This is a genomic window from Quadrisphaera sp. GCM10027208 (assembly GCF_042658805.1).
GTDB lineage: Bacteria > Actinomycetota > Actinomycetes > Actinomycetales > SCSIO-59966 > SCSIO-59966.
In genome coordinates this window covers 296,843-319,824 of sequence record NZ_JBHSRC010000001.1, presented here as the reverse complement: position 1 = coordinate 319,824, position 22,982 = coordinate 296,843, and the positions used below count along the sequence as shown (strand labels likewise).

General features: G+C 73.0%; 24 protein-coding genes. 14 read left to right on the top strand and 10 right to left on the bottom strand.

The window, feature by feature from the left end; translation table 11 throughout:
* Nucleotides 1-4: 4 nt before the first annotated feature.
* Both ACFP6A_RS01660 and ACFP6A_RS01655 read left to right on the top strand, forming a co-directional pair.
* The gene (locus tag ACFP6A_RS01660) at nucleotides 5-487 is read left to right on the top strand and encodes a PH domain-containing protein (RefSeq protein WP_379601060.1); all 483 of its coding nucleotides are present in this window, start codon (nucleotides 5-7) and stop codon (nucleotides 485-487) included.
* Nucleotides 484-2,001 (top strand): PH domain-containing protein, encoded by a 1,518-nt coding sequence (locus ACFP6A_RS01655; RefSeq protein WP_379601059.1) that lies wholly within the window; start codon nucleotides 484-486, stop codon nucleotides 1,999-2,001. Before ACFP6A_RS01660 ends, ACFP6A_RS01655 begins: the two co-directional genes overlap by 4 nt.
* Before the next feature lie 15 nt (nucleotides 2,002-2,016).
* Here the strand turns inward: ACFP6A_RS01655 and ACFP6A_RS01650 are convergent, their stop codons facing one another.
* Genes ACFP6A_RS01650 through ACFP6A_RS01640 form a run of 3 tightly spaced genes read right to left on the bottom strand, consistent with a single transcriptional unit; the run spans nucleotide 2,017 to nucleotide 4,330 of the window.
* Nucleotides 2,017-2,583, bottom strand: coding sequence for a hypothetical protein (locus tag ACFP6A_RS01650; protein ID WP_379601058.1), 567 nt, complete (start codon nucleotides 2,581-2,583; stop codon nucleotides 2,017-2,019).
* Between the two features lie 14 nt (nucleotides 2,584-2,597).
* The gene (locus tag ACFP6A_RS01645) at nucleotides 2,598-3,569 is read right to left on the bottom strand and encodes an SAM-dependent methyltransferase (RefSeq protein ID WP_379601057.1); all 972 of its coding nucleotides are present in this window, start codon (nucleotides 3,567-3,569) and stop codon (nucleotides 2,598-2,600) included.
* A 23-nt stretch (nucleotides 3,570-3,592) separates the two neighbouring features.
* Entirely contained in the window at nucleotides 3,593-4,330 is a 738-nt protein-coding gene (locus tag ACFP6A_RS01640) for a methyltransferase domain-containing protein (RefSeq protein WP_379601056.1), read from the bottom strand.
* A gap of 37 nt (nucleotides 4,331-4,367) precedes the next feature.
* Between ACFP6A_RS01640 and ACFP6A_RS01635 the strand changes: the two genes are divergently transcribed.
* The 9 genes from ACFP6A_RS01635 (at nucleotide 4,368) to ACFP6A_RS01595 (ending at nucleotide 15,073) form a co-directional block, all read left to right on the top strand.
* On the top strand, nucleotides 4,368-5,282 hold the full coding sequence (locus ACFP6A_RS01635) for a Rossmann-like and DUF2520 domain-containing protein (RefSeq protein ID WP_379601055.1): 915 nt from the start codon (nucleotides 4,368-4,370) through the stop codon (nucleotides 5,280-5,282).
* A gap of 22 nt (nucleotides 5,283-5,304) precedes the next feature.
* Nucleotides 5,305-6,825 (top strand): lysine--tRNA ligase, encoded by a 1,521-nt coding sequence (gene lysS / locus ACFP6A_RS01630; protein WP_379601053.1) that lies wholly within the window; start codon nucleotides 5,305-5,307, stop codon nucleotides 6,823-6,825.
* 66 nt (nucleotides 6,826-6,891) lie between these two features.
* On the top strand, nucleotides 6,892-7,164 hold the full coding sequence (locus ACFP6A_RS01625; protein WP_379601052.1) for a hypothetical protein: 273 nt from the start codon (nucleotides 6,892-6,894) through the stop codon (nucleotides 7,162-7,164).
* 145 nt (nucleotides 7,165-7,309) lie between these two features.
* Entirely contained in the window at nucleotides 7,310-7,648 is a 339-nt protein-coding gene (locus ACFP6A_RS01620; protein ID WP_379601051.1) for an Lsr2 family protein, read from the top strand.
* A gap of 261 nt (nucleotides 7,649-7,909) precedes the next feature.
* On the top strand, nucleotides 7,910-10,408 hold the full coding sequence (locus ACFP6A_RS01615; RefSeq protein ID WP_379601050.1) for an ATP-dependent Clp protease ATP-binding subunit: 2,499 nt from the start codon (nucleotides 7,910-7,912) through the stop codon (nucleotides 10,406-10,408).
* 228 nt (nucleotides 10,409-10,636) lie between these two features.
* Entirely contained in the window at nucleotides 10,637-11,665 is a 1,029-nt protein-coding gene (locus ACFP6A_RS01610) for an ABC transporter substrate-binding protein (protein WP_379601049.1), read from the top strand.
* Nucleotides 11,666-11,749: 84 nt separating this feature from the next.
* Nucleotides 11,750-12,628, top strand: a complete 879-nt coding sequence (locus ACFP6A_RS01605; RefSeq protein WP_379601048.1) for a branched-chain amino acid ABC transporter permease — start codon at nucleotides 11,750-11,752, stop codon at nucleotides 12,626-12,628.
* The gene (locus tag ACFP6A_RS01600; protein ID WP_379601046.1) at nucleotides 12,628-14,340 is read left to right on the top strand and encodes an ATP-binding cassette domain-containing protein; all 1,713 of its coding nucleotides are present in this window, start codon (nucleotides 12,628-12,630) and stop codon (nucleotides 14,338-14,340) included. Before ACFP6A_RS01605 ends, ACFP6A_RS01600 begins: the two co-directional genes overlap by 1 nt.
* Nucleotides 14,341-14,374: 34 nt before the next feature.
* On the top strand, nucleotides 14,375-15,073 hold the full coding sequence (locus ACFP6A_RS01595; protein ID WP_379601437.1) for an ABC transporter ATP-binding protein: 699 nt from the start codon (nucleotides 14,375-14,377) through the stop codon (nucleotides 15,071-15,073).
* A 32-nt stretch (nucleotides 15,074-15,105) separates the two neighbouring features.
* On the opposite strand, the gene ACFP6A_RS01590 is transcribed toward ACFP6A_RS01595, so the two are convergent.
* The 3 genes from ACFP6A_RS01590 to arsD all read right to left on the bottom strand — a co-directional run bounded on the left by ACFP6A_RS01590 (nucleotide 15,106) and on the right by arsD (nucleotide 18,525).
* Complete coding sequence (locus ACFP6A_RS01590; RefSeq protein WP_379601045.1) at nucleotides 15,106-15,909, bottom strand: SDR family NAD(P)-dependent oxidoreductase; 804 nt, start codon at nucleotides 15,907-15,909, stop codon at nucleotides 15,106-15,108.
* A 370-nt stretch (nucleotides 15,910-16,279) separates the two neighbouring features.
* Entirely contained in the window at nucleotides 16,280-18,142 is a 1,863-nt protein-coding gene (gene arsA, locus ACFP6A_RS01585) for an arsenical pump-driving ATPase (RefSeq protein WP_379601043.1), read from the bottom strand.
* Nucleotides 18,142-18,525, bottom strand: coding sequence for an arsenite efflux transporter metallochaperone ArsD (arsD, locus tag ACFP6A_RS01580; RefSeq protein ID WP_379601042.1), 384 nt, complete (start codon nucleotides 18,523-18,525; stop codon nucleotides 18,142-18,144). The genes arsA and arsD overlap by 1 nt, the downstream gene beginning before the upstream one ends.
* Before the next feature lie 101 nt (nucleotides 18,526-18,626).
* On the opposite strand from arsD, the gene ACFP6A_RS01575 reads away from it, so the two are divergent.
* A complete protein-coding gene (locus tag ACFP6A_RS01575) occupies nucleotides 18,627-19,013 on the top strand; it encodes an ArsR/SmtB family transcription factor (protein WP_379601040.1) in 387 nt (128 codons plus the stop codon).
* 35 nt (nucleotides 19,014-19,048) lie between these two features.
* Here the strand turns inward: ACFP6A_RS01575 and ACFP6A_RS01570 are convergent, their stop codons facing one another.
* Nucleotides 19,049-19,225, bottom strand: coding sequence for a hypothetical protein (locus ACFP6A_RS01570; RefSeq protein WP_379601038.1), 177 nt, complete (start codon nucleotides 19,223-19,225; stop codon nucleotides 19,049-19,051).
* 48 nt (nucleotides 19,226-19,273) lie between these two features.
* On the opposite strand from ACFP6A_RS01570, the gene ACFP6A_RS01565 reads away from it, so the two are divergent.
* A complete protein-coding gene (locus ACFP6A_RS01565) occupies nucleotides 19,274-19,810 on the top strand; it encodes an amino-acid N-acetyltransferase (protein WP_379601037.1) in 537 nt (178 codons plus the stop codon).
* Here ACFP6A_RS01565 and ACFP6A_RS01560 read toward each other — a convergent pair.
* Both ACFP6A_RS01560 and ACFP6A_RS01555 read right to left on the bottom strand, forming a co-directional pair.
* Entirely contained in the window at nucleotides 19,801-20,289 is a 489-nt protein-coding gene (locus ACFP6A_RS01560; protein ID WP_379601036.1) for a hypothetical protein, read from the bottom strand. The genes ACFP6A_RS01565 and ACFP6A_RS01560 overlap by 10 nt on opposite strands.
* A complete protein-coding gene (locus ACFP6A_RS01555) occupies nucleotides 20,286-21,170 on the bottom strand; it encodes an A/G-specific adenine glycosylase (protein ID WP_379601034.1) in 885 nt (294 codons plus the stop codon). The genes ACFP6A_RS01560 and ACFP6A_RS01555 overlap by 4 nt, the downstream gene beginning before the upstream one ends.
* 93 nt (nucleotides 21,171-21,263) lie before the next feature.
* On the opposite strand from ACFP6A_RS01555, the gene ACFP6A_RS01550 reads away from it, so the two are divergent.
* Nucleotides 21,264-21,869 carry a hypothetical protein gene (locus ACFP6A_RS01550; RefSeq protein ID WP_379601033.1) on the top strand — a complete coding sequence of 202 codons (606 nt, stop codon included), beginning with the start codon at nucleotides 21,264-21,266 and terminating at the stop codon, nucleotides 21,867-21,869.
* Nucleotides 21,870-21,897: 28 nt separating this feature from the next.
* Here ACFP6A_RS01550 and disA read toward each other — a convergent pair whose 3' ends face one another.
* The gene (gene disA, locus ACFP6A_RS01545) at nucleotides 21,898-22,980 is read right to left on the bottom strand and encodes a DNA integrity scanning diadenylate cyclase DisA (RefSeq protein ID WP_379601032.1); all 1,083 of its coding nucleotides are present in this window, start codon (nucleotides 22,978-22,980) and stop codon (nucleotides 21,898-21,900) included.
* Nucleotides 22,981-22,982 lie beyond the last annotated feature (2 nt).

The window sequence follows — 22,982 nt, the reverse complement described above, 5'->3', positions numbered from 1 at the left end:
CGAGATGGACCCCTTCGAGCCGCCGGGCGTCACCTGGACGTCGATCTCCCCCCGGTTGGCGACCGCTCGCCGGATCGTCCTCGTCCTCGTCCTCGGCGTGCCGGCGCTGCCCCTGGTCGTTGCCTGGCTCCTCCTCGACACCGCCTGGCCGCTGCTCGGCATCGTCCTGCTGGCCGCCGTCGGCGGGTGGGCCTGGTGGGTGATCGGACGGCAGGTGCGCGCCTGGGGGTACGCCGAGCACGAGGACGACCTGCTCGTGCGCAAGGGTGTCGTGTTCCGCTCGATGGTCGTCGTCCCCTACGGCCGGATGCAGTACGTCGACGTCCAGGCCGGGCCGCTGGACCGCCGGCTGGGGATCGCCCGGGTACAGCTGCACACCGCGAGCGCCGCCACCGACGCCGTCATCCCCGGCCTGCCCCCCGAGGAGGCCGCCCGGCTGCGGGACCGGCTGGCCCGTCGTGGTGAGGCCCGGCTGGCCGGCCTGTGAACGACCAGCACCCCTCGCAGCAGCAGCCCGGCGTCCCGTGGTCCGAGCCGGCGGCCGGGCCGCCACCGGCCCCCGAGGCGGACGGCGGCTGGCACCGGCTGCACCCGGTCACTCCCGTCATCCGCAGCTGGAAGGTCGTCGCCGTCCTGCTCGTCGTCTACGTCCAGCAGCGCAGCGACGCGCTGTTCGCCGGCCAGGGACTGCCCGGCCGCACCGAGGTCCTGGTGTCCGTCGGGCTGCTCCTGATCGGCGTCCTCGTCGGCGTCGCGGCTTCGGCCTTGTCCTGGCGGATGACCCGTTACCAGGTGGACGGCGAGGCCGTGCACCTGCACAGCGGGGTGCTGTTCCGGCAGCAGCGCCAGGCGCGGCTCGACCGGCTCCAGGCCGTCGACGTCGTCCAGCCCCTGCTGGCCAGGATCCTCGGACTGGCCGAGCTGCGCCTGGAGGTGGCCGGTGGTGCCGGCTCCGACGTTCGGCTCGCCTACCTCAAGGAGGCCGAGGCCCAACGGCTGCGCAACACCCTGCTGGCCCGGGCGGCCGGGGTCCGGTACGAGACCGCCGAGGCGCCCGAGGCCCCCGAGCGGGAGGTGCTCACCGTGCCGGTCGACCGGCTGCTCGCCTCCCTCCTGCGCTCCGGGACGACGGTCGCGCTCGTCCTCACCGCGGCGGCCCTTCTCGTCGGCGTCGTGTGGCTCGACCTGCCGGGCCTGCTCGCCGGTCTCGGCCCGGCCCTGCTCGCCACCGCCATCGCGGTCTGGACGCGGTTCAGCCACGAGTTCAGCTTCCGGGTGGCGGTGTCCCCCGACGGGGTCCGGCTGCGGCACGGCCTGCTGGAGCAGCGGGCCCAGACGGTCCCGCCGGGCCGGGTGCAGGCGCTGCGGCTCAGCCAGCCGCTGCTGTGGCGGCGGCCCGACTGGTGGCGCGTCGAGATCAACGTCGCCGGCTACGGGGGCGGGCAGGAGGAGGGCACGGCGAACGTGCTGCTGCCGGTCGGCCCGCGCGAGGACGCCGTCGCGGTGCTGTCGCTGGTGCTGCCGGACCTCGGGGTGCAGGACCCGGTCGCGGCCCTGGACGACGGTCTGAGCGGCACGACGGCCGAACGCGGCTGGGTCGTCGCGCCCTCGCGGTCCCGGTGGGTCGACTGGGTGTCGTGGCGGCGCAACGGATACCTCGTCGCGGGCACCGCGCTGCTGCTGCGCCGCGGGCGGCTGTGGCGCCAGCTGGACGTCGTCCCGCACGAGCGCACCCAGAGCCTCGGCCTCAACCAGGGACCGCTCCAGCGCCGGCTCCGGCTGGCCACGATGGCCGCCCACCCGACGCCGGGGCCGGTGCAGCCGACCGTGTCCCACCTCGACGCCGAGGTGGCGCTCGGCCTGCTGACCGAGCAGGCAGAGCGGGCCCGCCGGGCCCGCCGGGGCGCCGGACCGGAGCGGTGGATGGCGGACGCCGCTCCCCCGGCGGACCCGGGGGCGCCGGCCGACCGGGGGACCGGCCCGCCGCAGCCACCTGGGTGAGCACGGCCGGCGGCCTCAGTCGCACAGCGGCACGGTGTCGAGGCGGACCAGCTCGCCGCCGGCGTAGGCCACGGCGACGAGCAGGCTCTCCCGGCCGGGTAGGCGCAGGAACTCCTCCAGCGACGCGGGCCGGGACACGAGCCCGGCCGAGGCGCCGTCGGCCTGCGGTGGCACGCAGGTGTTGACGACCACCTGGGGGTCGGCGGCGACCGGCACCCGGTAGGTCCGCTCGGTGTTCTGGTTGGTGAACCGGTCCCGCGTGGTCGGCTCGAGCGGGACGCCGTCACGTGCGAGCACGGCGTCGTCCACCCCGAGGACCGTCCAGCGGTCGACCAGGAGCACCACGGGGCCGTCCTGGTCGTCGAGGACGTCGACGACCGTGCCGACGTCGTGACCGCGCCCGGTGACGTCGCTGGCCGGTTGGACCGCCACCGGCGGCGGGCTGGCGGTGACTCGGCTCGGTTCGGTGACTGGGCTCGGTTCGACGACGGTCCGGGTGACCGTGGCGACGGGTGCGCTGTCGCCCTGCCCGCACCCGGCGAGCAGGCCGACCGCAACTATCAGGGACCCCGACCGGCGCACAGCAGGACACCTTGTCAAGACAGTGTCCGGAATGTCCACGCCAGGCTCTCCTTGGCCTGCTCGCCGACCGGGTGCAGCACCCAGCCGAAGGAGCCCAGGCCGTGCGGGTCGAGCAGCTCGGCCACCTCGCCGGCGGCCGACAGCCTCCACAGCCGGGCGACCGGGTCGTTGCCGGGAGGTGCCGCCGGAGCGGACACCCCGAGCGCGCGCAGCGCGGCGGCCTGGTCCAGGCGGAGGCCGCCCGGTCGTGCGGCGGCCACCGAGTCCAGCGCGACGGAGGCGGTGACGTCGCACCCGCCGTCCGGCACTGGTACCACCTGCCGGCCCCGGGCGTACCCGGCCAGGCTGCCACCGGGAGGCCGGGTCGCCGCGTCGTGGCCGTAGTCGACGGCGAGGGCCAGCCCGCCGTGCCGCGCGAGCCGGTCGACGAGCGCACACCAGACCAGGTCCCGGGTCAGCCCCACCTCGGCGCGTGCCCCGGGCTCGGCGAGCGGCCACCAGCGCGTGCACCAGGCGCGCTCGTCCGGCCGCGGCGGGGGCCCGAGCCGCTCCCGGCCGGTCTCGTCGACGAGCACGACCCGGGCAAGCCCGGCGTCGTCCACCTCCAGGACGGTGGTCGGGACGACGTCGAGCAGCTCCCAGCCGAGGAGCAGGGTCGGTCCCGTCGGGTCCGGGACGTCGGTGCACCACTCCACCGCGGCCGTGAGCCCGGCCGGTCGGTCAGTGACGTCGACGGCGGTCACCGTGAGGCTCGGATCGGCCGCGGCGATCTGGACGGCGAGCTCGCCGCGGCCGGCGCCGACGTCCAGGACGCCGGTGCAACCGGTCTGCCGGGCCAGCCGGGCCAAGGCCCGCCCGAGCAGCCCGGACGACGACGCGTGAGCAGCGGTGCGGAAGTGCCCGGCCGGTCCCTCGGGGCGCCGGTAGAAGCCGCGGGGCCCGTACAAGGCCTCCTGCCAGGCCTCCTGCCACGGCTGGTACGTCATGGCTGGTAGATCCCGGTCCAGGCTCACGCGCGTCGCAGGACGACGGCGACGTCGGTGACGGTGAACAGGAACTGCCCGGCACCGGCGAGGCGGCGCAGACCCTCCACCCAGCCGGCGGCCCGGGCCGCCAGCTCGGCGTCGTCCTGGGTTGCCGCCAGCACCCCCGTCGCCACCTTCCAGGCGACCGAGCCCTCGTCGAACCGGCGGTGCGCGTCCGCCCACGCTGCCACCTCCACCGTGTCGAAGGCAGCGCCACGGTCGACGGCCGCGTCGGCCAGGGCGAGCAGCTTGCGGCCCATGAAGCCGTCGGCGCGGCCGGCGCCCCGGGGGACCACCTCGACGAACCGGTCGACGAGCCGGCGGGTCAGCGCGTCGTCCGTGCTGGTGAACAGCGCGGTGTCCCAGTCGCTGTGGGCGAGGACGAGGTAGCCGCCCGGACGCAGCACCCGATGGCACTCCAGCAGGTGCCCGGCAGGGTCGGCGAGGTGCTCGGCGACGTTGAGGGACACCACCCGGTCGACGGCGGCGTCCGCCAGCGGCAGCCGGGCGTCGAGGTCGGCGATCCGGCTGCGGACCCGGATGTCCTGCAGCAGGTCGTCGTCCAGGGCGGACACCTGGTCCACGGCGTGCACGAGCACCGGGGACGGGTCGTGCTCGAGCAGGGCCCGGACGAGCCGACCCTCACCGCAGCCGAGGTCGGCGACGACGAGGCCGTGGGTGTCGAGCCGGGCCCGGGCGACGACCTCCGCATGACGTCCCACGACGGCAACCCTACGGCGGCCGGTACCGTGCCAGGCCGTGAGCGCAGCAGCGGAGGGTCGCCCCGGACGGCTCGGGGTCGGCGTCGTCGGCGCCGGCCGGGTGGGCGCGGTGCTGGCCAGCGCCCTGCGAGCCGCCGGGCACGCCGTCGTCGGCGCCTCGGCGGTCTCCGAGGCCAGCCGCGAGCGGGTGGACACGCTGCTGCCCGGCGTCCCTGTCCTGGACGTCCCGGACGTCGTCGAACGCGCCGAGCTGGTCCTGCTCGCCGTCCCGGACGACGTGCTCGGCCCGCTCGTCGACGGGCTGGCGACGACCGGCGCCTGGCAGGCCGGCCAGCTCGTCGTCCACACCTGCGGCAGGTTCGGCGTGGGCGTCCTGGACCCGGCCCGCCGCCAGGGCGCCATCCCCCTCGCCCTGCACCCGGCGATGACCTTCACCGGCACCTCGATGGACCTGGCCAGGCTGGCCGACTGCTGTGTGGCCGTCACCGCGCCGGGTCCGGTGCTGCCGGTGGCCCAGGCGCTCGTCGTCGAGATGGGCGCCGAGCCGGTCGTCGTCCCCGAGGAGGCCCGACCGCTCTACCAGGCGGCCCTGTCGCACGGCGCCGACCACCTCGTCACCCTCGTCGTCCAGGCCGCTCAGCTGCTGCGCGCCGCCGGCGTCGAGCACACCCAGCGGGTGCTCGAGCCGCTGCTGTCCGCGGCCCTGGACGGCGCGCTGCGCAGCGGTGAGGACGCGCTGCGCGGACCGGTGACCCGGGGGGACGCCGCGGCCGTCGCGGCGCAGCTCGCCACCGTCACCGCGGCCGGGGCCGCAGCCGGCACCCCGGACGTCCCGGAGACCCACCGGGCGCTGGCGCGGGCCACCGCGGAGCGGGCGCTCGCCGCCGGCGCCCTGTCCCCCGAGCAGGCGGAGGCTCTGCTCGACGTCCTCGCCGACGACCCGGCCCGGTGAGCCGCCGTTACCCTTGCCGGTCGTGACGAGCGAGCCGATCCCGACCCCCGACGCCGCCGAGGCCGACGACCTGCCGGAGCAGGTGCGGGTCCGCCGGGAGAAGCGAGAGCGACTGCTCGCCGAGCCCGGCGGCGGGCCCTACCCGGTGGCCGTCCCGCGCACCCACTCGCTGCGGGAGGTGCGCGAGCGCTGGGCGCACCTCGGCGACGGCGAGGAGACCCAGGACCGGGTGTGGGTCGTCGGCCGGGTGATGTTCGTCCGCAACACCGGTCGGCTCTGCTTCGCCACTCTTCAGGAGGGCGACGGCACCCGGCTGCAGGTGATGCTGAGCCTCGCCGAGGTCGGTGAGGAGGCGCTGGGACGGTGGAAGCGGGACGTCGACCTCGGCGACTTCGTCGCCGTCCACGGCCGGGTGGTCCGCAGCCGCCGCGGGGAGCTGTCGGTGATGGCCGCCGAGTGGCGGATGGCGGCCAAGGCCCTACGCCCGCTGCCGGTGCTGCACAAGGAGATGAACGAGGAGACCCGGGTCCGCCAGCGGTACGCCGACCTCGTCGTGCGACCTGAGGCGCGGGAGATGGTCCGCATCCGGGCCGGCGTCGTGCGGAGCCTGCGGGAGACGTTTCACCGCCACGGCTACGTCGAGATCGAGACGCCGATGCTGCAGACCCTGCACGGCGGTGCCGCGGCGCGGCCGTTCGTCACCCACTCCAACGCCATGGACATGGACCTGTACCTGCGGATCGCTCCCGAGCTCTTCCTCAAGCGCGCGGCGATCGGTGGGCTCGAGAAGGTCTTCGAGATCAACCGGAACTTCCGCAACGAGGGAGCCGACTCCTCGCACTCCCCGGAGTTCGCGATGGTCGAGTTCTACGAGACCTACGCGGACTACGACGTGATGGCCGAGCGCACTCGCGAGCTCGTCCAGACCGCTGCCCGCGACGTCCTCGGCTCCACGACGGTCACCCTCGCCGACGGCACGGAGTACGACCTCGGCGGGCAGTGGCCGGTGATCACGATGTACGGCTCGCTGTCCGAGGCGCTCGGGGAGGAGATCACCCCGCAGACGCCGCTGCAGCGGCTGGTGAGCGCCCTGGACGCCAACGGGCTCGAGCTCGACCCCACCGCGCTCAGCCACGGCAAGGCGGTCGAGGAGCTGTGGGAGCACCTCGTCGGCGACGACCTGTACGCCCCGACGTTCGTCAAGGACTTCCCCGTCGAGACCTCCCCGCTGACCAAGGCGCACCGCGACGTCCCCGGCGTCGTGGAGAAGTGGGACCTGTACGTCCGGGGCTTCGAGCTCGCCACCGGGTACTCCGAGCTCAACGACCCGGTCGTGCAGCGCGAGCGGTTCGAGGACCAGGTACGACTGGCCGCGCTCGGCGACGAGGAGGCGATGCGCCTCGACGAGGACTTCCTCCGGGCGATGGAGTACGGGATGCCGCCGATGGGCGGGGTCGGCATGGGAGTCGACCGACTGCTCATGGCACTCACCGGTCGCGGTATCCGGGAGACCATTCTGTTCCCCCTCGTGCGCCCCGAGTAACCACCTCGCATTGTGTCGCGCGGGCCAGCCCGAGATGGCGGCAGTGACGCGGCGTACCCTGGTTCCATGCTGGAGGCCCTGGGAGCGCTCGTCCCCTCGATCGGGGTCGGCCTGCTCTTCTGGTACGTCGTCCGGGCGATGATTCACGCCGACCGACGTGAACGTGCCGCCGTCGCCGCGATGGAACGGGCTGACCGTGCGCGGGCCGGGCAGGAAAGAGCCGGGCAGGAAAGAGCCGGGCAGGAAAGGCGTGAGAAGGGGCGCGACGCCCTGACAGGGGACGCTCCGGTCTCGGCCACGGACGACGCCGAGCATCTCTCGCCGCGTTCGGACCGGTAGCTCGCCCGACCCGGTATCGCCGCGCATTGACCGCTGGAACGGCGGCGACAATGGGGACCGCGTGCGGGCAGCCATTTCGACGTGGCAGTATGGGGTCGTACCGGGGTTTCCGGTGCGATTCCGTTTCCCACAAGGAGTCCTTTTCATGGCGCAGAAGGTGCAGGTCGTCCTGGTCGACGATCTCGACGGCGGCGAGGCGGAGGAGACCGTCTCCTTCGCCCTGGACGGCGTGAGCTACGAGATCGATCTCAACACCGCGAACGCGGCTCGGCTCCGTGAGGAGCTGGCGCCGTGGGTCGGTCACGCCCGGCGCGTCGGCGGGCGATCCAGCGCACGCCGCTCCCGGCAGTCCTCGTCCTCCTCCGGCGGCCGCAGCGGCGAGACCGCCCGGATCCGCGAGTGGGCCCGCTCCAACGGCTACCAGGTCAGCGACCGCGGCCGGATCTCCGCCCAGGTGATGGAGGCCTACCGGGCCGCCCACTGACCCTGCGGGCCGGCGCGCCGGCGGTCGTCGTCCGGAGGCGTCTGGGACCCGGACGGCGGCCGTGGTGGGCATCGGCCGCCTCCCACCGCTACGCCCGCAGCGAACGCGACCCCGGAACACCCCGCCCTGAGCACGGGTTGGACCTCCTACGGGGCCGGACCAGCGGTTGTGCGTCCGGACCCCGGGATAGCATCGAAAGGGATGAGCAGAGGGAGCAGCACCCGCTTGTTCCGGCAGTCGACCGCTCGCGAGGAGCGCTGAATGTTCGAGAGGTTCACCGACCGAGCCCGCCGTGTTGTCGTCCTGGCCCAGGAAGAGGCCCGGATGCTCAACCACAACTACATCGGGACCGAGCACATCCTGCTCGGCCTCATCCACGAGGGCGAGGGCGTCGCCGCCAAGGCGCTGGAGTCCCTCGGTATCTCGCTGGACTCCGTGCGTGAGCAGGTCCAGGAGATCATCGGCCAGGGGCAGCAGGCGCCCTCTGGCCACATCCCGTTCACCCCGCGTGCCAAGAAGGTGCTCGAGCTCAGCCTGCGGGAGGCCCTCCAGCTCGGCCACAACTACATCGGGACCGAGCACATCCTGCTCGGGCTCATCCGTGAGGGCGAGGGCGTGGCCGCCCAGGTTCTGGTCAAGCTCGGTGCCGACCTCAACCGGGTCCGTCAGCAGGTGCTCCAGCTGCTGTCCGGCTACCAGGGCAAGGAGCCGGCGACGGCCGGCGGCCCGCAGGAGGGCACGCCGTCCGGGTCGCTGGTCCTCGACCAGTTCGGGCGCAACCTCACCCAGGCGGCCCGCGAGGGCAAGCTCGACCCGGTGATCGGGCGCGAGAAGGAGATCGAGCGGGTCATGCAGGTGCTGTCCCGCCGGACGAAGAACAACCCTGTTCTCATCGGCGAGCCCGGCGTCGGCAAGACCGCGGTCGTCGAGGGCCTGGCCCAGAACATCGTCAAGGGCGAGGTGCCCGAGACGCTCAAGGACAAGCAGCTCTACACACTCGATCTCGGCGCGCTCGTCGCCGGCTCCCGTTACCGCGGTGACTTCGAGGAGCGCCTCAAGAAGGTGCTCAAGGAGATCCGCACCCGCGGCGACATCATCCTGTTCATCGACGAGATCCACACCCTCGTCGGTGCAGGTGCCGCCGAGGGGGCCATCGACGCGGCGAGCATCCTCAAGCCGATGCTGGCCCGCGGCGAGCTGCAGACGATCGGCGCGACGACGCTGGACGAGTACCGCAAGCACGTCGAGAAGGACGCGGCGCTCGAGCGGCGGTTCCAGCCGATCCAGGTGCAGGAGCCCTCGCTGGCGCACGCCGTCGAGATCCTCAAGGGCCTGCGGGACCGCTACGAGGCGCACCACCGCGTCTCCATCACCGACCAGGCACTGGTCGCCGCCGCGACCCTGGCCGACCGGTACGTCAACGACCGCTACCTGCCGGACAAGGCCATCGACCTCATCGACGAGGCCGGTGCCCGGCTCCGGATCCGGCGGATGACCGCCCCGCCGGACCTGCGCGAGTTCGACGAGCGGATCGCCGACGTGCGCCGTCGCAAGGAGTCCGCGATCGACGCGCAGGACTTCGAGAAGGCGGCGTCGCTGCGGGACGACGAGAAGAAGCTGCTCGCGCAGAAGGCCGAGCGCGAGAAGCAGTGGAAGGCCGGCGACATGGACGTCGTCGCCGAGGTGGACGAGGAGCTCGTCGCCGAGGTGCTCGCCACCGCGACCGGCATCCCGATCGTCAAGCTCACCGAGGAGGAGTCCAGCCGCCTGCTCCGGATGGAGGAGGAGCTGCACAAGCGGATCATCGGCCAGGACGACGCCATCAAGGCGTTGGCCCAGGCGATCCGGCGTACTCGCGCGGGCCTGAAGGACCCCAAGCGCCCGGGTGGCTCGTTCATCTTCGCCGGCCCGACCGGCGTCGGGAAGACCGAGCTCGCCAAGGCGCTCGCCGAGTTCCTCTTCGGTGACGAGGACGCGCTGATCCAGCTCGACATGTCGGAGTTCTCCGAGCGGCACACCGTTTCCCGGCTGTTCGGCTCCCCGCCCGGGTACGTCGGCTACGAGGAGGGTGGTCAGCTGACGGAGAAGGTGCGCCGCCGGCCGTTCTCCGTCGTCCTGTTCGACGAGGTGGAGAAGGCGCACGCCGACATCTTCAACTCGCTGCTGCAGATCCTCGAGGACGGTCGGCTCACGGACGCCCAGGGCCGCACCGTCGACTTCAAGAACACCATCATCATCATGACGACGAACCTCGGCACGAGGGACATCGCCAAGGGCCTGCAGACCGGGTTCCAGGCCGGCGGGGACCTGTCGACCTCGTACGAGCGGATGAAGGCGAAGGTCAACGAGGAGCTCAAGCAGCACTTCCGGCCGGAGTTCCTCAACCGCGTCGACGACGTCGTCGTGTTCCCGCAGCTCTCGCAGGAGGAGATCGTGAGGATCGTCGACCTCATGGTCGCCCGCCTGGAGGAGCGGCTGCGCGACCAGGACATGGGCATCGAGCTCACCCCTGCCGCGAAGACGCTGCTGGCGACCAAGGGCTACGACCCGGTCCTCGGGGCCCGGCCGCTGCGCCGGACCATCCAGCGCGACATCGAGGACGCGCTGTCCGAGAAGATCCTCTACGGCGAGCTTCACGCCGGCCAGATCGTCCTGGTCGACGTCGAGGGGGAGGGCCCGGGCGCCCGGTTCACCTTCACCGGGACGGCGAAGGCACCGCTGCCCGACGTGCCCCTCGTCGAGACGGCCGAGAAGGACTGAGCCCGGCTACCCCGGCAGCGCAGCGCCCCCGGATCCTTACAGGACCGGGGGCGCCGCGCTGCCTGCCTCCTGGACGACGGGGACGGACCCGCTGCGGCGGCCACTCTGCTGCTCGCGCTCAGCGCCTGTGCCGGTGGTGACGGAGGCGGCGACGGCACCGGCGAGGCGGCCGGCGAGGGTGGCCTGGTCGGAACCGGGTCCGGCGAGAGCTGTGAGATCGAGGAGCCGGTGCCCGTCGGCGCAGTCCTCAGCCTCACCGGTGCAGCGGCCCACTACGGGGAGTCCCAGCGCAACGCCCTGGAGCTTGCTGCGCAGCAGCTGAACGAGCGGGGCGGGGTCACCTACGACCTCACGGTCGAGGACGACCAGACGGACCCGCGACAGGGGATCACCGTCTTCGAGCAGTTCGCGTCGCAGGACGACGTGAGCGTCATCATCGGCCCCACCTTGTCGAACGCCGCGATGCAGACGAACCCCGTCGCGCAGGAGGAAGGTGTCCCGGTCCTCGGGATCTCGAACACCGCGGCCGGCATCACCGACATCGGCGACTACATCTTCCGCGACTCGCTGACCGAGGACGCCGTGATCCCACAGACGGTGGCCCAGGCGAAGGAGACCCTCGGTCTGGAGCAGGTCGTAGTCATGTACTCCAACGACGACGCCTTCACCGAGTCGGGGTACGACGCCTTCGCCGCCGCCCTGGAGGACAACGGCATCGAGATCGCCGAGACCATCACGTTCTCCAAGAGCGACACCGACTTCCGCGCCCTGCTCACCCAGGCACGGGAGCACGACCCCGACGCGATCGTCGTGTCGGCGCTGATCGAGGCGGCCATCCCGCTGGTGACCCAGGCCCGCGAGATCGGTATCGACGTCCCGATCATCGGCGGCAACGGCTTCAACTCGCCGGCGCTGATGGAGGGCGCCGGCGAGGCCGCTGAGGGCGTCGTGGTGGGCGCGGCGTGGAACTCCGCCTCCGCCAACCCGCTGAACCAGGAGTTCATCGAGGCGTACAGCGAGGAGTACGGGACGCCTCCCGACCAGTTCGCCGCGCAGGCGTACGCGGGGCTGAACCTCATCGACACGGCGGTCCGGGCAGGCTGCTCGGGTGAGCGGGACGACATCAAGGAACAGCTGGGTCAGCTCAAGGACGTCCCGACGGTCCTCGGCGACTTCTCGATCACCGAGACGCGGGACGCCGAGCACCCGGCCGTCGTCCAGATCGTGGAGAACGGGGAGTTCGCCGTCCTGGAGTAGCAGGGACGACCGACCCCGACCGCCACCACCGGACCGGCCTCTCCTCGGACAGGCCCGGGTCCGGCGCCTGAGAAGGGCCACCGGATGCTGCAGCAGCTGCTCAACGGGTTGTTCCTCGGCTCGATCTACGCGCTGTTCGCCATCGGGTTCACCCTCGTGTTCGGTGTCCTCGACCGGCTCAACCTCGCGCACTCAGCGGTCTTCACGGCCGGCGCCTTCGTCGGCATCGAGCTCGTCACCAGAGGCGAGCTGTCGATCTGGGTCACGCTGCCGCTCGTCCTCGTCGTCGGTGCCCTGCTGGGGCTCGTCGTCGAGCGCGTCGCATTCCGTCCCCTGCGCGGCCGGCACGACGCGCACTTCGCGGGCATGATCTCCTCGATCGCGCTCGGCACGATGTTCCTCGCGCTGCTGCAGGCCAGGTACGGGCCGGACACCACGCGCTTCCCGCCGGGTGCCTTCCCCGACGTCCGCTTCCAGATCAGCAACGCCGTCGTCTCGGTGCTGCAGGTCGTCATCCTCGCGGTGTCGCTCGGCCTCATGGTCGCCCTGGCCGTGCTCGTCCAGCGATCGAAGCTCGGGCGCGGGATGCGTGCCGTCGCGGAGAACCCGCACGCCGCGCGGGTGCTGGGGGTGAACGTCGACCGGATCACCTCCGTCACGTTCGCGATCTCTTCGGCGCTCGGGGCGGTGGCGGGCGTCCTGTTCGCCCTCAACGTCAACACGGCGCAGATCTCGATGGGCTTCAACATCGAGCTCAAGGGCCTCGCGGTGATCGTCGTCGGCGGCATGGGCTCTCTGCCCGGGGCGCTCGTCGGCGGCCTGCTCGTCGGCCTCGCCGAGGTCCTCGCCGTGATGTACGTCGGATCGTCCTGGCGCGACGTCGTCGCCTTCGGCCTGCTGTTCGCGATCCTCCTGCTGCGGCCCCAAGGCCTCTTCGGCGGCAAGCGGGTTCGGGAGGTCTGATGCTGGGAGTGCTCGACAACTACTCGGCGACGATCACCCTGGTCGCGCTCACCGCCATTCTCGCCTACTCGTACTACGCCGTTCTCCTCGCCGGTCAGCTCAGCCTCGCCCAGGCCGCTCTGGCCTCCCTGGGCGCCTTCGGCTCCTCGCTCGCGGTGCCGGACGAGCCGCTGCTGGGCGTGGTGCCGCCGCTGCTGGTCGCCGTGGTCACCGGGATGGCCGTCGGCGCGGTCGTCGCGTTCCTGCTCGGCCTGCCGGTCATGCGGCTCAGGGGTGTCTTCCTGGCCATCGCCACGCTCGGGTTCGGCGAAGTCGTTCGTATCGTGCTGAACAACCAGGAGTGGACGGGCGGCGCCCAGGGCCTGTCCTTCCCGAAGCTCGTCGACGTGCCGCACGCCTGGATCGCGCTCGCCCTCGTGGCCTACTGGTTCTGGCGTGCCGGCTCCTCCCGCTTCGGGCGGGCACTGGAGGCGATCCGGGAGGACGAGCTCGCGGCGCGGGCGATGGGCGTGGACGTGTCGCGGTACCGGATGGCGTCGTTCGTCGTGTCCGGGGCCGTCGCCGGCCTCTACGGAGTCCTCCTCGCTCACTTCGCCAGGTTCGCCGAGCCCGGGGACTTCGGGTTCGCCGCCGCGATCGACGGTCTCGTCACCGCGGTGGTCGGTGGCATCGCGTTCGTCATCGGCCCCCTCCTCGGCTCGGCGTTCTTCACGCTGCTGCCCGAGCTCCAGCGCGCGGTGGGCATCGAGGCGGGGTGGATCCGCCCGTTCATCAGCGGTCTGCTCCTCCTCGTGGTGATCCTCTTTCTGCCCGGCGGACTCTCGGGTCTCATCCCGCGCCGGAGGCAGCGAATGCCGGCGACGACGGGGGTTGCGCCATCCGAGCTGCCCCCGCTGCCGCCACCGGGCACCCCACTGGTACGGCTGCGCGGGCTCGGGAAGCACTACGGCGGCGTCAACGCCGTCCGAGACGTGGACCTCGAGATCCGTGCCGGGGAGATCCTCGGCCTGATCGGGCCGAACGGTGCAGGCAAGACGACGCTGGTCAACATGGTGACCGGGCTCGTCCCGGCGAGCTCGGGCTCGATCGAGGTGCTCGGCGTCCGGCTGAGCGGAAACGTGGCCGCGCACCGCGTGGCGCTCACGGGAGTCAGTCGGACGTTCCAGCAGATCAAGTTGTTCGACCGGCTCTCGGCGCTGGAGAACGTTCTCGTCGGCGCCCACCGGATCACTCCCCCCACGCTGCTCCGTCGGCTGGCCTGGCTCCCGTCGGCACGCCGTGACGAGCGGCGGACCCTTGCCCACGCCGCCGCTCAGCTCGCCCGCGTCGGTCTCGCCGACAAGTCCGCCGTCAGCGCCGGGGACCTGTCCTACGGTGACCAGCGGCGCCTGGAGATCGCCCGGGCCCTCGCCGCGCACCCGACGGTGCTCGTGCTCGACGAGCCGGCCGCCGGGATGAACCAGGTCGAGGCGGCAGCGCTGTCGGGCCTCATCCGGTCCCTGGCGGCAGACGGCATCACCGTCCTGCTCATCGAGCACAACGTGCGGATGGTGCTGGAGACGTGCACGCGGATCCTCGTCCTCAACTTCGGCATGGTCATCGCGGAGGGGGAGCCGGCCGCCGTCGCCCGCGACCCGCGGGTGGTGGAGGCGTACCTGGGGTCCGAGGGGCACGGCGACGTGTCCTCCCAGGAGGAGGCCTCCCGTGGCTGAGCCGGGGCCGAAGGCGGGCGCCGACGCCGCCCCGCTGCTGAGCGTGCGCGACCTCGTCGTCGCCTACGGGCACGTGCAGGCGGTGCGATCCGTCTCGTTCGACGTCCCTCGCGGTTCCCTCGTCACGCTGGTCGGCGCCAACGGGGCGGGCAAGACGTCGGTGCTCAACGCCGTCGCCGGCCTCGTCCGACCGCGGGCAGGCCGAGTGCTCTTCGACGGCAACGACATCACGGGCACCCCGGCCCACCGCCTCGTCGCCGCCGGCCTGGTCCAGGTCCCCGAGGGCCGGGAGATCCTCGCGACGTTGACGGTCGAGGAGAACCTCCAGCTCGGCACCTGGCACCGCCGCGGGCGGCCCGAGCGCATCCCGCAGATGTACCACCGGTTCCCGGTGCTCGGCGACCGGCGCCACCTGCAGGCAGGGTCCCTGTCCGGGGGCGAGCAGCAGATGCTCGCGATCGCCCGGGCACTCGTCGCGGACCCCGTCGTCCTGCTGCTCGACGAGCCGTCGATGGGCCTGGCGCCGAAGGTGGTCGACGAGGTCTTTCGGGTGATCGAGGAGATCCGGGCGGACGGGACGACGGTCCTGCTCGTGGAGCAGAACGCCCGGCGGGCGCTGCGCGCGGCAGACTACGGCTACGTGCTCGAGACCGGCGAGGTCGCCCACCACGGGGTCGCGGCCGACCTGCTCCGGGACGAGCGGGTGATCGAGGCGTACCTGGGGCTGGAGTAGCACTCGCTCCGGGGGGTCAGCGCGGGTACGACTCAGCGCAGGTACGAGGCGCCGTTGAGGTCCAGCACCGTCCCCGAGGCCCACTCCGCCTGCGGGGACGCCAGCCACAGCACGGCCGCCGCGACCTCCTCGGGCTCGGCGACACGACCGAACGGGCTCTGCCCGCGGACGGCGTCACCGTCCGGGCCGTCCAGGACGCCGGCAGCCATGTCCGTGGCGACGAACCCCGGTGCGACCGAGGTGACGGCGATCCCGTGCCGGCCCAGGGACAGCGCCAGGGACTGGCCGAGGGAGTGCACCGCCGCCTTGCTCGCCCCGTAGGCGGGGACGTCGGGCTCCCCGCGGTAGGCGCCGCGGGAGCCGACGTTGACGATCCGGCCCACCGGCAGCCCGTCCGCCGGCGGGACGGTGAGCATGTGCCGGGCCACGCACCAGCTGGCGTTCGCCGTTCCGAGCAGGTTGACGTCGATCGTGCGCCGCCAGGCGCTCACCCACGCGTCGTAGTCGGTCTCGTCGACAGGGTGGTCGATGCGGCGGCTCCCCCCGGCCGGGTCCGTGGTGAACAGGGCCGCGTTGTTGACGAGCACGTCCACCCGGCCGAGAGCGGCCACGGCGTCGTCCACCATGCGGGCGACCTGGGCCGGGTCGCCCACGTCGGCCCGGACCGTGACGTGGCCGGTGCCGGCCAACGACCCGAGGACCTCGCGGGCGCGGTCGTCGGCGCCCCGGTACGCCACGGCGACTCGGTCACCGGCGGCAGCGAAGGCGCGAGCGACGGCGGCGCCGATACCGCGGGACGCGCCGGTGACGAGGACTCCACGAGAAGGGACGGCCATGTGCCGACCCTACGGGGGACCGGCGCGTGCCGGGTTGCGCCGGAGGCTGGAGCGTGAGGGGATCGTGCGGGCCGGTGCGCGGGCCAGCCCCCCGACGACAGGCATCCGTGGAGGAACTACCAGCCACCCCTACTCCTACTCCTGCACCCAGGCCCGAGGGGATGCGTCACAGTCCGACGCCCTCTCCACAGCGCCGATCCGGGTACCCGGATCTCGGCGTTGCCGCGAGATGGGGAGGTGCGAGCCGGCCTACTGGTGCGCGGCTATGCGGCTCTTCGCAGTTGACGGTGTAGGTGGGACCGACGCGCCAGCCCCGCTGCACCCCCGACTGTGAAGAGCCTCTTTACCGAGCGGACGGCACAGATCGCCGCTACGCGCGGACGCCGGCCGGCCTAGATTGAGCCGAAGAGCTTTCCCCGACAAGGGCTGGAGTCGGTGTGGGTGCTCCATTCGTCGTGAACGTCAGTCTTGCTAGCGCCTTGACCCCGACGGGGTCGTGCGCGAGCAGCGGTAGGACGGCGCATCGCGCGGCGTGCTGGGTCACCTTGTCGACGTGCCGGCGCTCCTCTGCCGCACGGCGACGCAGGAGGGGGTCCGTCGTGCTGGTGGCCGACAGGGCGTTGTTCACGATCCAGGCCCATGGCTCGATGCCGGCGCGGCGCAGGTCCGCCTGGAGGCCCTCCGCCTCGAGCACGGGAGTCGCCTCGGGAAGTGTGACGACGAGGACCTTGGTGTAGTCGGGGTCCTGGAGCCGCATCATCGGGGTGGTGTACGAACCGTCCGCGCCCATCTGCCTGACGATGTCGCGGTGGTAGGACCCGGTTGCGTCGAGCAGCAGGAGTGTGTGCCCGGTCGGTGCCGTGTCCATGACCACCACGCGCCGGCGTGCCTCGTTCACCGCCCTCGAGAACGCCTGGAAGACGGCGATCTCCTCGGTGCACGGGGACCGGAGGTCCTCCTCGAGCGCGGCCCTGCCGGCGTCGTCGAGCGCGGCTCCCTTGGTGCGCAGAACCGTCTCCCGGTACGTCCGGGTGGCGTTCTCCGGGTCGATCCGGGAGACCTGCAAATTCGGCACTGACCCGTCGAGCGTCTCGGCAAGATGGGCGGCGGGGTCGGTGGTCGTCAGGTGGACGTCGAGCCCACGCTCGGCCAGGGCGACGGCCAGGGCCGACGCGACGGTGGTCTTCCCGACCCCGCCCTTGCCCATGAGCATGACGAGGCCGTGGTCGCTCGTCGCCAGCTCCTCGACCAGCGTCCCGAGCTCATGCGCCGGTGCCGGGAGTCCCGCAGGTTCGGCCTCAACGTGGGCCTGGCCGGCCGGGAGGTGGGCAGGCTCTGGTTCGAACAGCGTGGAGAGCGCGTGCACACCCACCATGTTCGCGCCCTTGAGCGGCAGGACGTCGGTGGGCAGACCCCGTAGCGCGGCGGGCATCGTGCGGAGGACCTCCTGCTCGCGCCGGTGGACCGCGGTGGCGAGCTCGTCGTGGCCGTCCGGGTCGGGCAGGACGGCGTTGACGACCACGTGCTGCTCGCGCATACCAAGATCGGCGAGCTCCGCCCGGGTCCGCGCGAGCTCCTCGACTGCGGCCCGTTGCGCCCGGGTGACGAGCACGAGCCTGGTGCGGCGCGGGTCACCGAGCGCCACCACGGCGTCGGCGTAGACCGACCGCTGTCGCTCGAGCCCGGCCAGCGGCCCGAGGCAGGAGGCGTCGCCCTTTCCCTCGTCCAGGAAGTCGGTCCACGATCCTGGGAGCTGGAGCAGGCGGATGGTGTGACCGGTCGGGGCGGTGTCGAAGATGACGTGGTCGCAGTCTGCGGCCGCGCCCTCCCCGGTGAGCAGGCCGGTGAACTCGTTGAAGGACGCGATCTCCGTGGTGCAGGCACCGGAGAGCTGCTCCTCGATCACGGCGACCTCCGGTGCCGGAAGGATCGCGCGCACCGGGCCGACGATTCGCTCGCGGTAGGCCTCGGCCGCCTGGTCGGGGTCGATCTCGAGCGCGGACAGTCCCGGTACGGCCGGGACCGGCGTGATCGTGTTGCCGATGCGGATCCCGAACACCTGTCCGACGTTCGAGGCCGGGTCGGTGCTCACCAGCAGCACCGAGCGGCCCTGTCGAGCGAGGTGGATCGCCGTTGCGCACGCGACGGAGGTCTTGCCGACGCCGCCCTTGCCGGTCAGGAAGAGGAAACGCGGCAGGTCGGTGAGGAAGGAGGGGAGCGTAGCGGTCTCCATCAGCACGTCCCCGACCCGCCGCAGCAGCCCTCACCCGTTCGGGGCGCCATGGCCAGGGGCGCCCGGCCGGCGGGCTGCGGTGCGAGCTGCGCCCATCGGGAGAGCTCGTCGCGGCCGGGGTACCGGCCGGTCATCGCGACCACGCCGTCGACCAGGACGAGGGGCAGACCCTGCGAGCCGGAGACCTGGAGGAAGTCCAGGACCGCGGGGCGGCCGGTGAAGGCCACGGGCTCGGACGCGAGGTTGTAGCGGGCGGCCTCCCCGCCCTGGGAACGGAGCCACTCCAGGTCCGCGGAAAAGTCCACCAGCTCCTGGGGGACGTCGGGACCGCACACCCCCGTGCTGCAGCACATGGCCGGCTCGAAAACCTCGATGACGCTCATCTGTGGACTCCTCAGACTTCTGGATCGAAAGATGTCGATGCCCTGCCAGCATAGGATCTCTGGATCGAGAACGGTCGATCCAAAGGTCCTATGCTCGCTCCATGACCGTTGCTCACAGCCTGCCGATTATCGACGCCACCGCATGTCGGTCAGCGCTGGTGCGCGAGCCTCTGGGCACCGACCGCGCCGCGGAGCTCGGGCGCGCGTTCAAGGCCCTCGGAGAGCCCGCACGACTCCGGCTCCTCTCCCTGATCGCCGCCCACGAGCGCGGCGAGGCCTGCGTGTGCGACCTGACCGACCCGCTCGGGCTCAGCCAGTCGACGGTCTCCCACCACCTCAGGGTGCTGCGCGAGGCGGGCCTCATCACGGGCGAGCGCCGAGGGACCTGGGTGCACTACCGGATCGTGCCGGGCGCGCTGGACCGGCTCGGCTCCGTCCTCGGGGACGTCGCCACAGAGGCCGGCGACGCGTCGCGGCCGGGGTGCTGACGACTGTTCTCAGAAGCCCGTTGACGGTTGGGGTCTTAGAAGACCACGGTGGCCACCTTCACCGCGGTCATCACCACGATGAGGACGACGAGCACGGCGGCCAGCCCCGGATCGACGTCCACCGAGGGGGAAGGTGCGGACGACGACCGGCAGGCGCGGCTGAGCCGGCACCGCTGACCTGCCGCGGGCGGTGGCTGGCACAATCCCGGCATGGACACCCACCCCTGCCGCGGTGCGGTGCTGGCCTGGCACCGGCCCCGGTGACCGGGCCGTCAGCGGGTCCGGCGTCCGGTTCCTCGTCCCGGATCGTCGTGCGGCGGGCCCGCACCGCGGACGTGCGCGACATCCGTGCCCTCACCCAGCCGCTGGCCGAGGCCCGGGTGCTCGTCGCCAAGGACGCCGTCGCCTACTACGAGTCCGTCCAGGAGTTCCGCGTCGCGGAGGTCGACGGACGCTTCGCGGGCTGCGGCGCCCTGCACGTCATGTGGGAGGACCTCGCCGAGGTCCGCACCCTCGCGGTCGACGAGGCGTACCGGGGCCGGGGTGTCGGCGGGGCCCTGCTCGAGGCGCTGCTCGCCGACGCCCGCGAGCTCGGCGTCCGGCGGGTGTTCACCCTGACCTTCGAGGTGCCCTTCTTCACCCGCCACGGCTTCCAGCCGATCGACGGCACCCCCGTCGCCCCCGACGTCTACGGCGAGCTGCTGCGCAGCCACGACGACGGGGTCGCGGAGTTCCTCGACCTCGCCCGGGTCAAGCCGAACACCCTCGGCAACACCCGGATGCTGCGTTACCTGTGAGCCGCCCGCGCTACCCGGCTGAGCGGGCGTCGCACGACGGTGAGGACGACGACCACCTGCGCCAGCACCCCCAGCCCGGCGATCGCGGTGAACGAGGCCGTCGCCCGCGGCTCGAGCAGGACTGGCATCGCCACCGCGGTCAACGCGCCGACCACCCCGGTCACCCGGGCGAGCGTCCGCAGACCCCGCTGCGCCCGCTCGGCCGTCTCGCGCACCGGCATCCCCGAGCGCAGCTCGCGTAGTCGCAGCGCGGCGGACCCGGCCGCGACGACCCCGGCCAGCTGCCCGATGGCCAGCAGCACGACGACCGGGACCGTGGTGGCGTCGACCCGACTGCCGGACAGCCACAGGAACGCCAGGGCGAGCAGCCCGGCGAGGAACCCGGCCAGCGCCGACCCCAGCACCGCCCGCGCGGCCGCTCGCTCGGCCACCGCGCGCAGCAGGTCCTCCTCGCCCGCCGGGGGGCTGCCGCCGCTCACGGCGCACCACCGGGCAGGGCGACCGTGCCGTCGGGCCGCAGCTCGGCCAGGCCGTCGGCGACGAGCGTGGCCAGGCACCGCCCCCGCTGGTCGTCGTCGTCCCACGCTGCCGCCAGCTCTGCCGCGGCGACGGGGCCGTCCGCGCCCCGCAGCACGGCGAGCAGCCGGCCCCGCACCATCCGGTCCGTGCCGGCCCACGGCTGTGACCGGCGGACCGGCGTGGTGGCGGCGGGCCGCCCGGCGAGGTGCCAGCGGCACCGGTCGCGGACCGGGCAGTCGCCGCAGCGAGGCCCGCGCGCCGTGCACACCAGCGCGCCGAGCTCCATCACCGCCACCGACCAGGCGGCCGCCCCGGCGGGGTCGTCGGGCAGCAGCTGCTCGGCGAGGCGGCGCTCGGCGGCGGTGAGCGCCGGGGCGGGCAGCGCCTCGCCGCGCACCGCCCGGGCCTGCACCCGGCGCACGTTCGTGTCGACGACCGGGTGCCGCCGGCCGAAGGCGAACGCGGCGACGGCCGCCGCGGTGTAGCCGCCGACCCCGGGCAGGGCCAGCAGCAGGTCGTGGTCGCCGGGGACCCGGCCGCCGTGGCGCTCCACGACGGCCACCGCGGCGCCGTGCAGCCGCAGCGCCCGGCGGGGGTAGCCGAGCCGGTCCCACGCCCGCACCGCGTCCCCCGGGGCTGCCGCAGCGAGGTCGGCCGGCTCCGGCCACCGCTGGACCCAGTGCTGCCAGACGGGCACCACCCGGGCGACCGGGGTCTGCTGGAGCATCACCTCGCTGACGAGCACCCCCCACGGCGTCGTCCCGCGGCGGCGCCACGGCAGGTCCCGCGCGGCGCGCGTGTACCAGTCGGTGACCGGGGCGTGCAGGTCGGACCTGGGCATCGGCGCCGATCCTCCCCTATCCCCGGAGGCACTGCGCGCAGCGGTGCGGCGTGGTGCTGACCGTCTCCGCCCGGCCAGGCCTACCGTCGGGGCGTGAGCACCCTGCTGCACCCGGTGGGTCCGCACCGCCCGGCCGTCTACTGGCGGCGGCGGGTGGTGCTGTTCCTCGTGGTGGTCGCCGTCGTCGCCGTGCTCTGGACGCTGCTCGGCGGGGGGGCCGAGGCCGGTCAGGACGGACAGGAGGGCGGTGCCGGCGCGACAGCGTCCGACACTGCGTCGTCCGCCACCGCGTCGCTCGGCGGCGTCGGAGCAGCCTGCGCGCCCGAGGACCTGGCGGTGACCGTGTCCACCGACGCGACCGCCTACGGGTCCGACGACGTCCCGAGGTTCGTGGTCGCCGTGGCGAGCTCGGCCACCGCCCCGTGCACCGTGGACGTCGGCGCCGCGGACGCCGTCGAGCTCGTCGTCACCTCCGGCAGCGACCGGATCTGGTCCAGCGCCGACTGCCGCGACTCCGCGCCGGGTGACCCGGTGTCGCTCGCCCCGGGTGCCACCGAGGACATCTCGGTCAGCTGGCAGCGGCTGCGGTCCACCCCGGACTGCGCGGACGACCTGCCCGACGTGCGGCCCGGCACCTACCAGGTGACGCCGGTCGTCGGCGGGGAGGCCGGCGAGCCGGCCGTGTTCACGCTGGGCTGATCGGACTGGTCTGACCAGACTGGGCTGATCAGACGTAGCGCTCCAGGATGCTCGACTCCGCCAGCCGGGACAGGCCCTCCCGGACGGCACGGGCCCGCTGCTCGCCGACGCCGTCCACGGTCATCAGGTCCTCGATGTTGGCCGCCAGGAGCTTCTGCAGACCGTCGAAGTGGTCGACCAGCCGGTCGACGATCGCGCCCGGCAGACGCGGCACCTTGCTCAGCAGGCGGTACCCCCGCGGAGTGACGGCGCCGTCGAGGGACTCCGAGCCCACGGTCAGCGCCAGCACCTTGGCCACCTGCGCCAGGTCCACGAGCTCGGCGGAGTCCAGCGTGGCGAGGTCGGCCATCACCTCCTCGACGGTGCGCGGGCGCTTGGCGGAGTCGAGGTAGTCGCGGATGACGAGCTCACGGTCCGGGCCGATCCCGCCGATCAGCTCGTCGAGCTGCAGGGCCAGCAGGCGGCCGTCGGTGCCGAGCTCGACGACGTACCCGGCGATCTCCTCGGAGATCCGGCGGACCATCTCCAGGCGCTGGACGACGGAGGCCACGTCCCGCACGGTGACGAGGTCCTCGATCTCCAGCGCCGACAGCGTGCCGGTCACCTCGTCGAGGCGGGACTTGTACCGCTCCAGGGTTGCCAGGGCCTGGTTGGCGCGGGCGAGGATGGCCTCGGACTGCTCCAGCACGTGCCGGCGGTTGCCCACGTAGAGGGCGACGATGTTCATCGACGCGCTCACCGAGATGACCGGGAAGCCGGTCTGCTTGGCCACTCGCTCCGCCGTGCGGTGCCGGGTGCCCGACTCGGTGGTCTCGATGGCCGGGTCCGGGACGAGCTGGACGGCGGCGCGCAGCACCTTCGAGGCCTCGCGGTCGCAGATGATCGCGCCGTCCATCTTCGCCAGCTCGCGCAGCCGCGTCGCGGAGAAGTCGACGTCGAGGGAGAACCCGCCGCTGCACAGCGAGTCGACCGTCCGGTCCTGGCCGAGCACGATCAGCGCGCCGGTCCGGCCGCGCAGGATCCGCTCCAGGCCGTCACGTAGCTCCGTGCCGGGAGCCACCGCGGCGAGCGTGGCGAGCAGCAGCTCGTCCTCGGAGCGTTCCCCCGCCATGG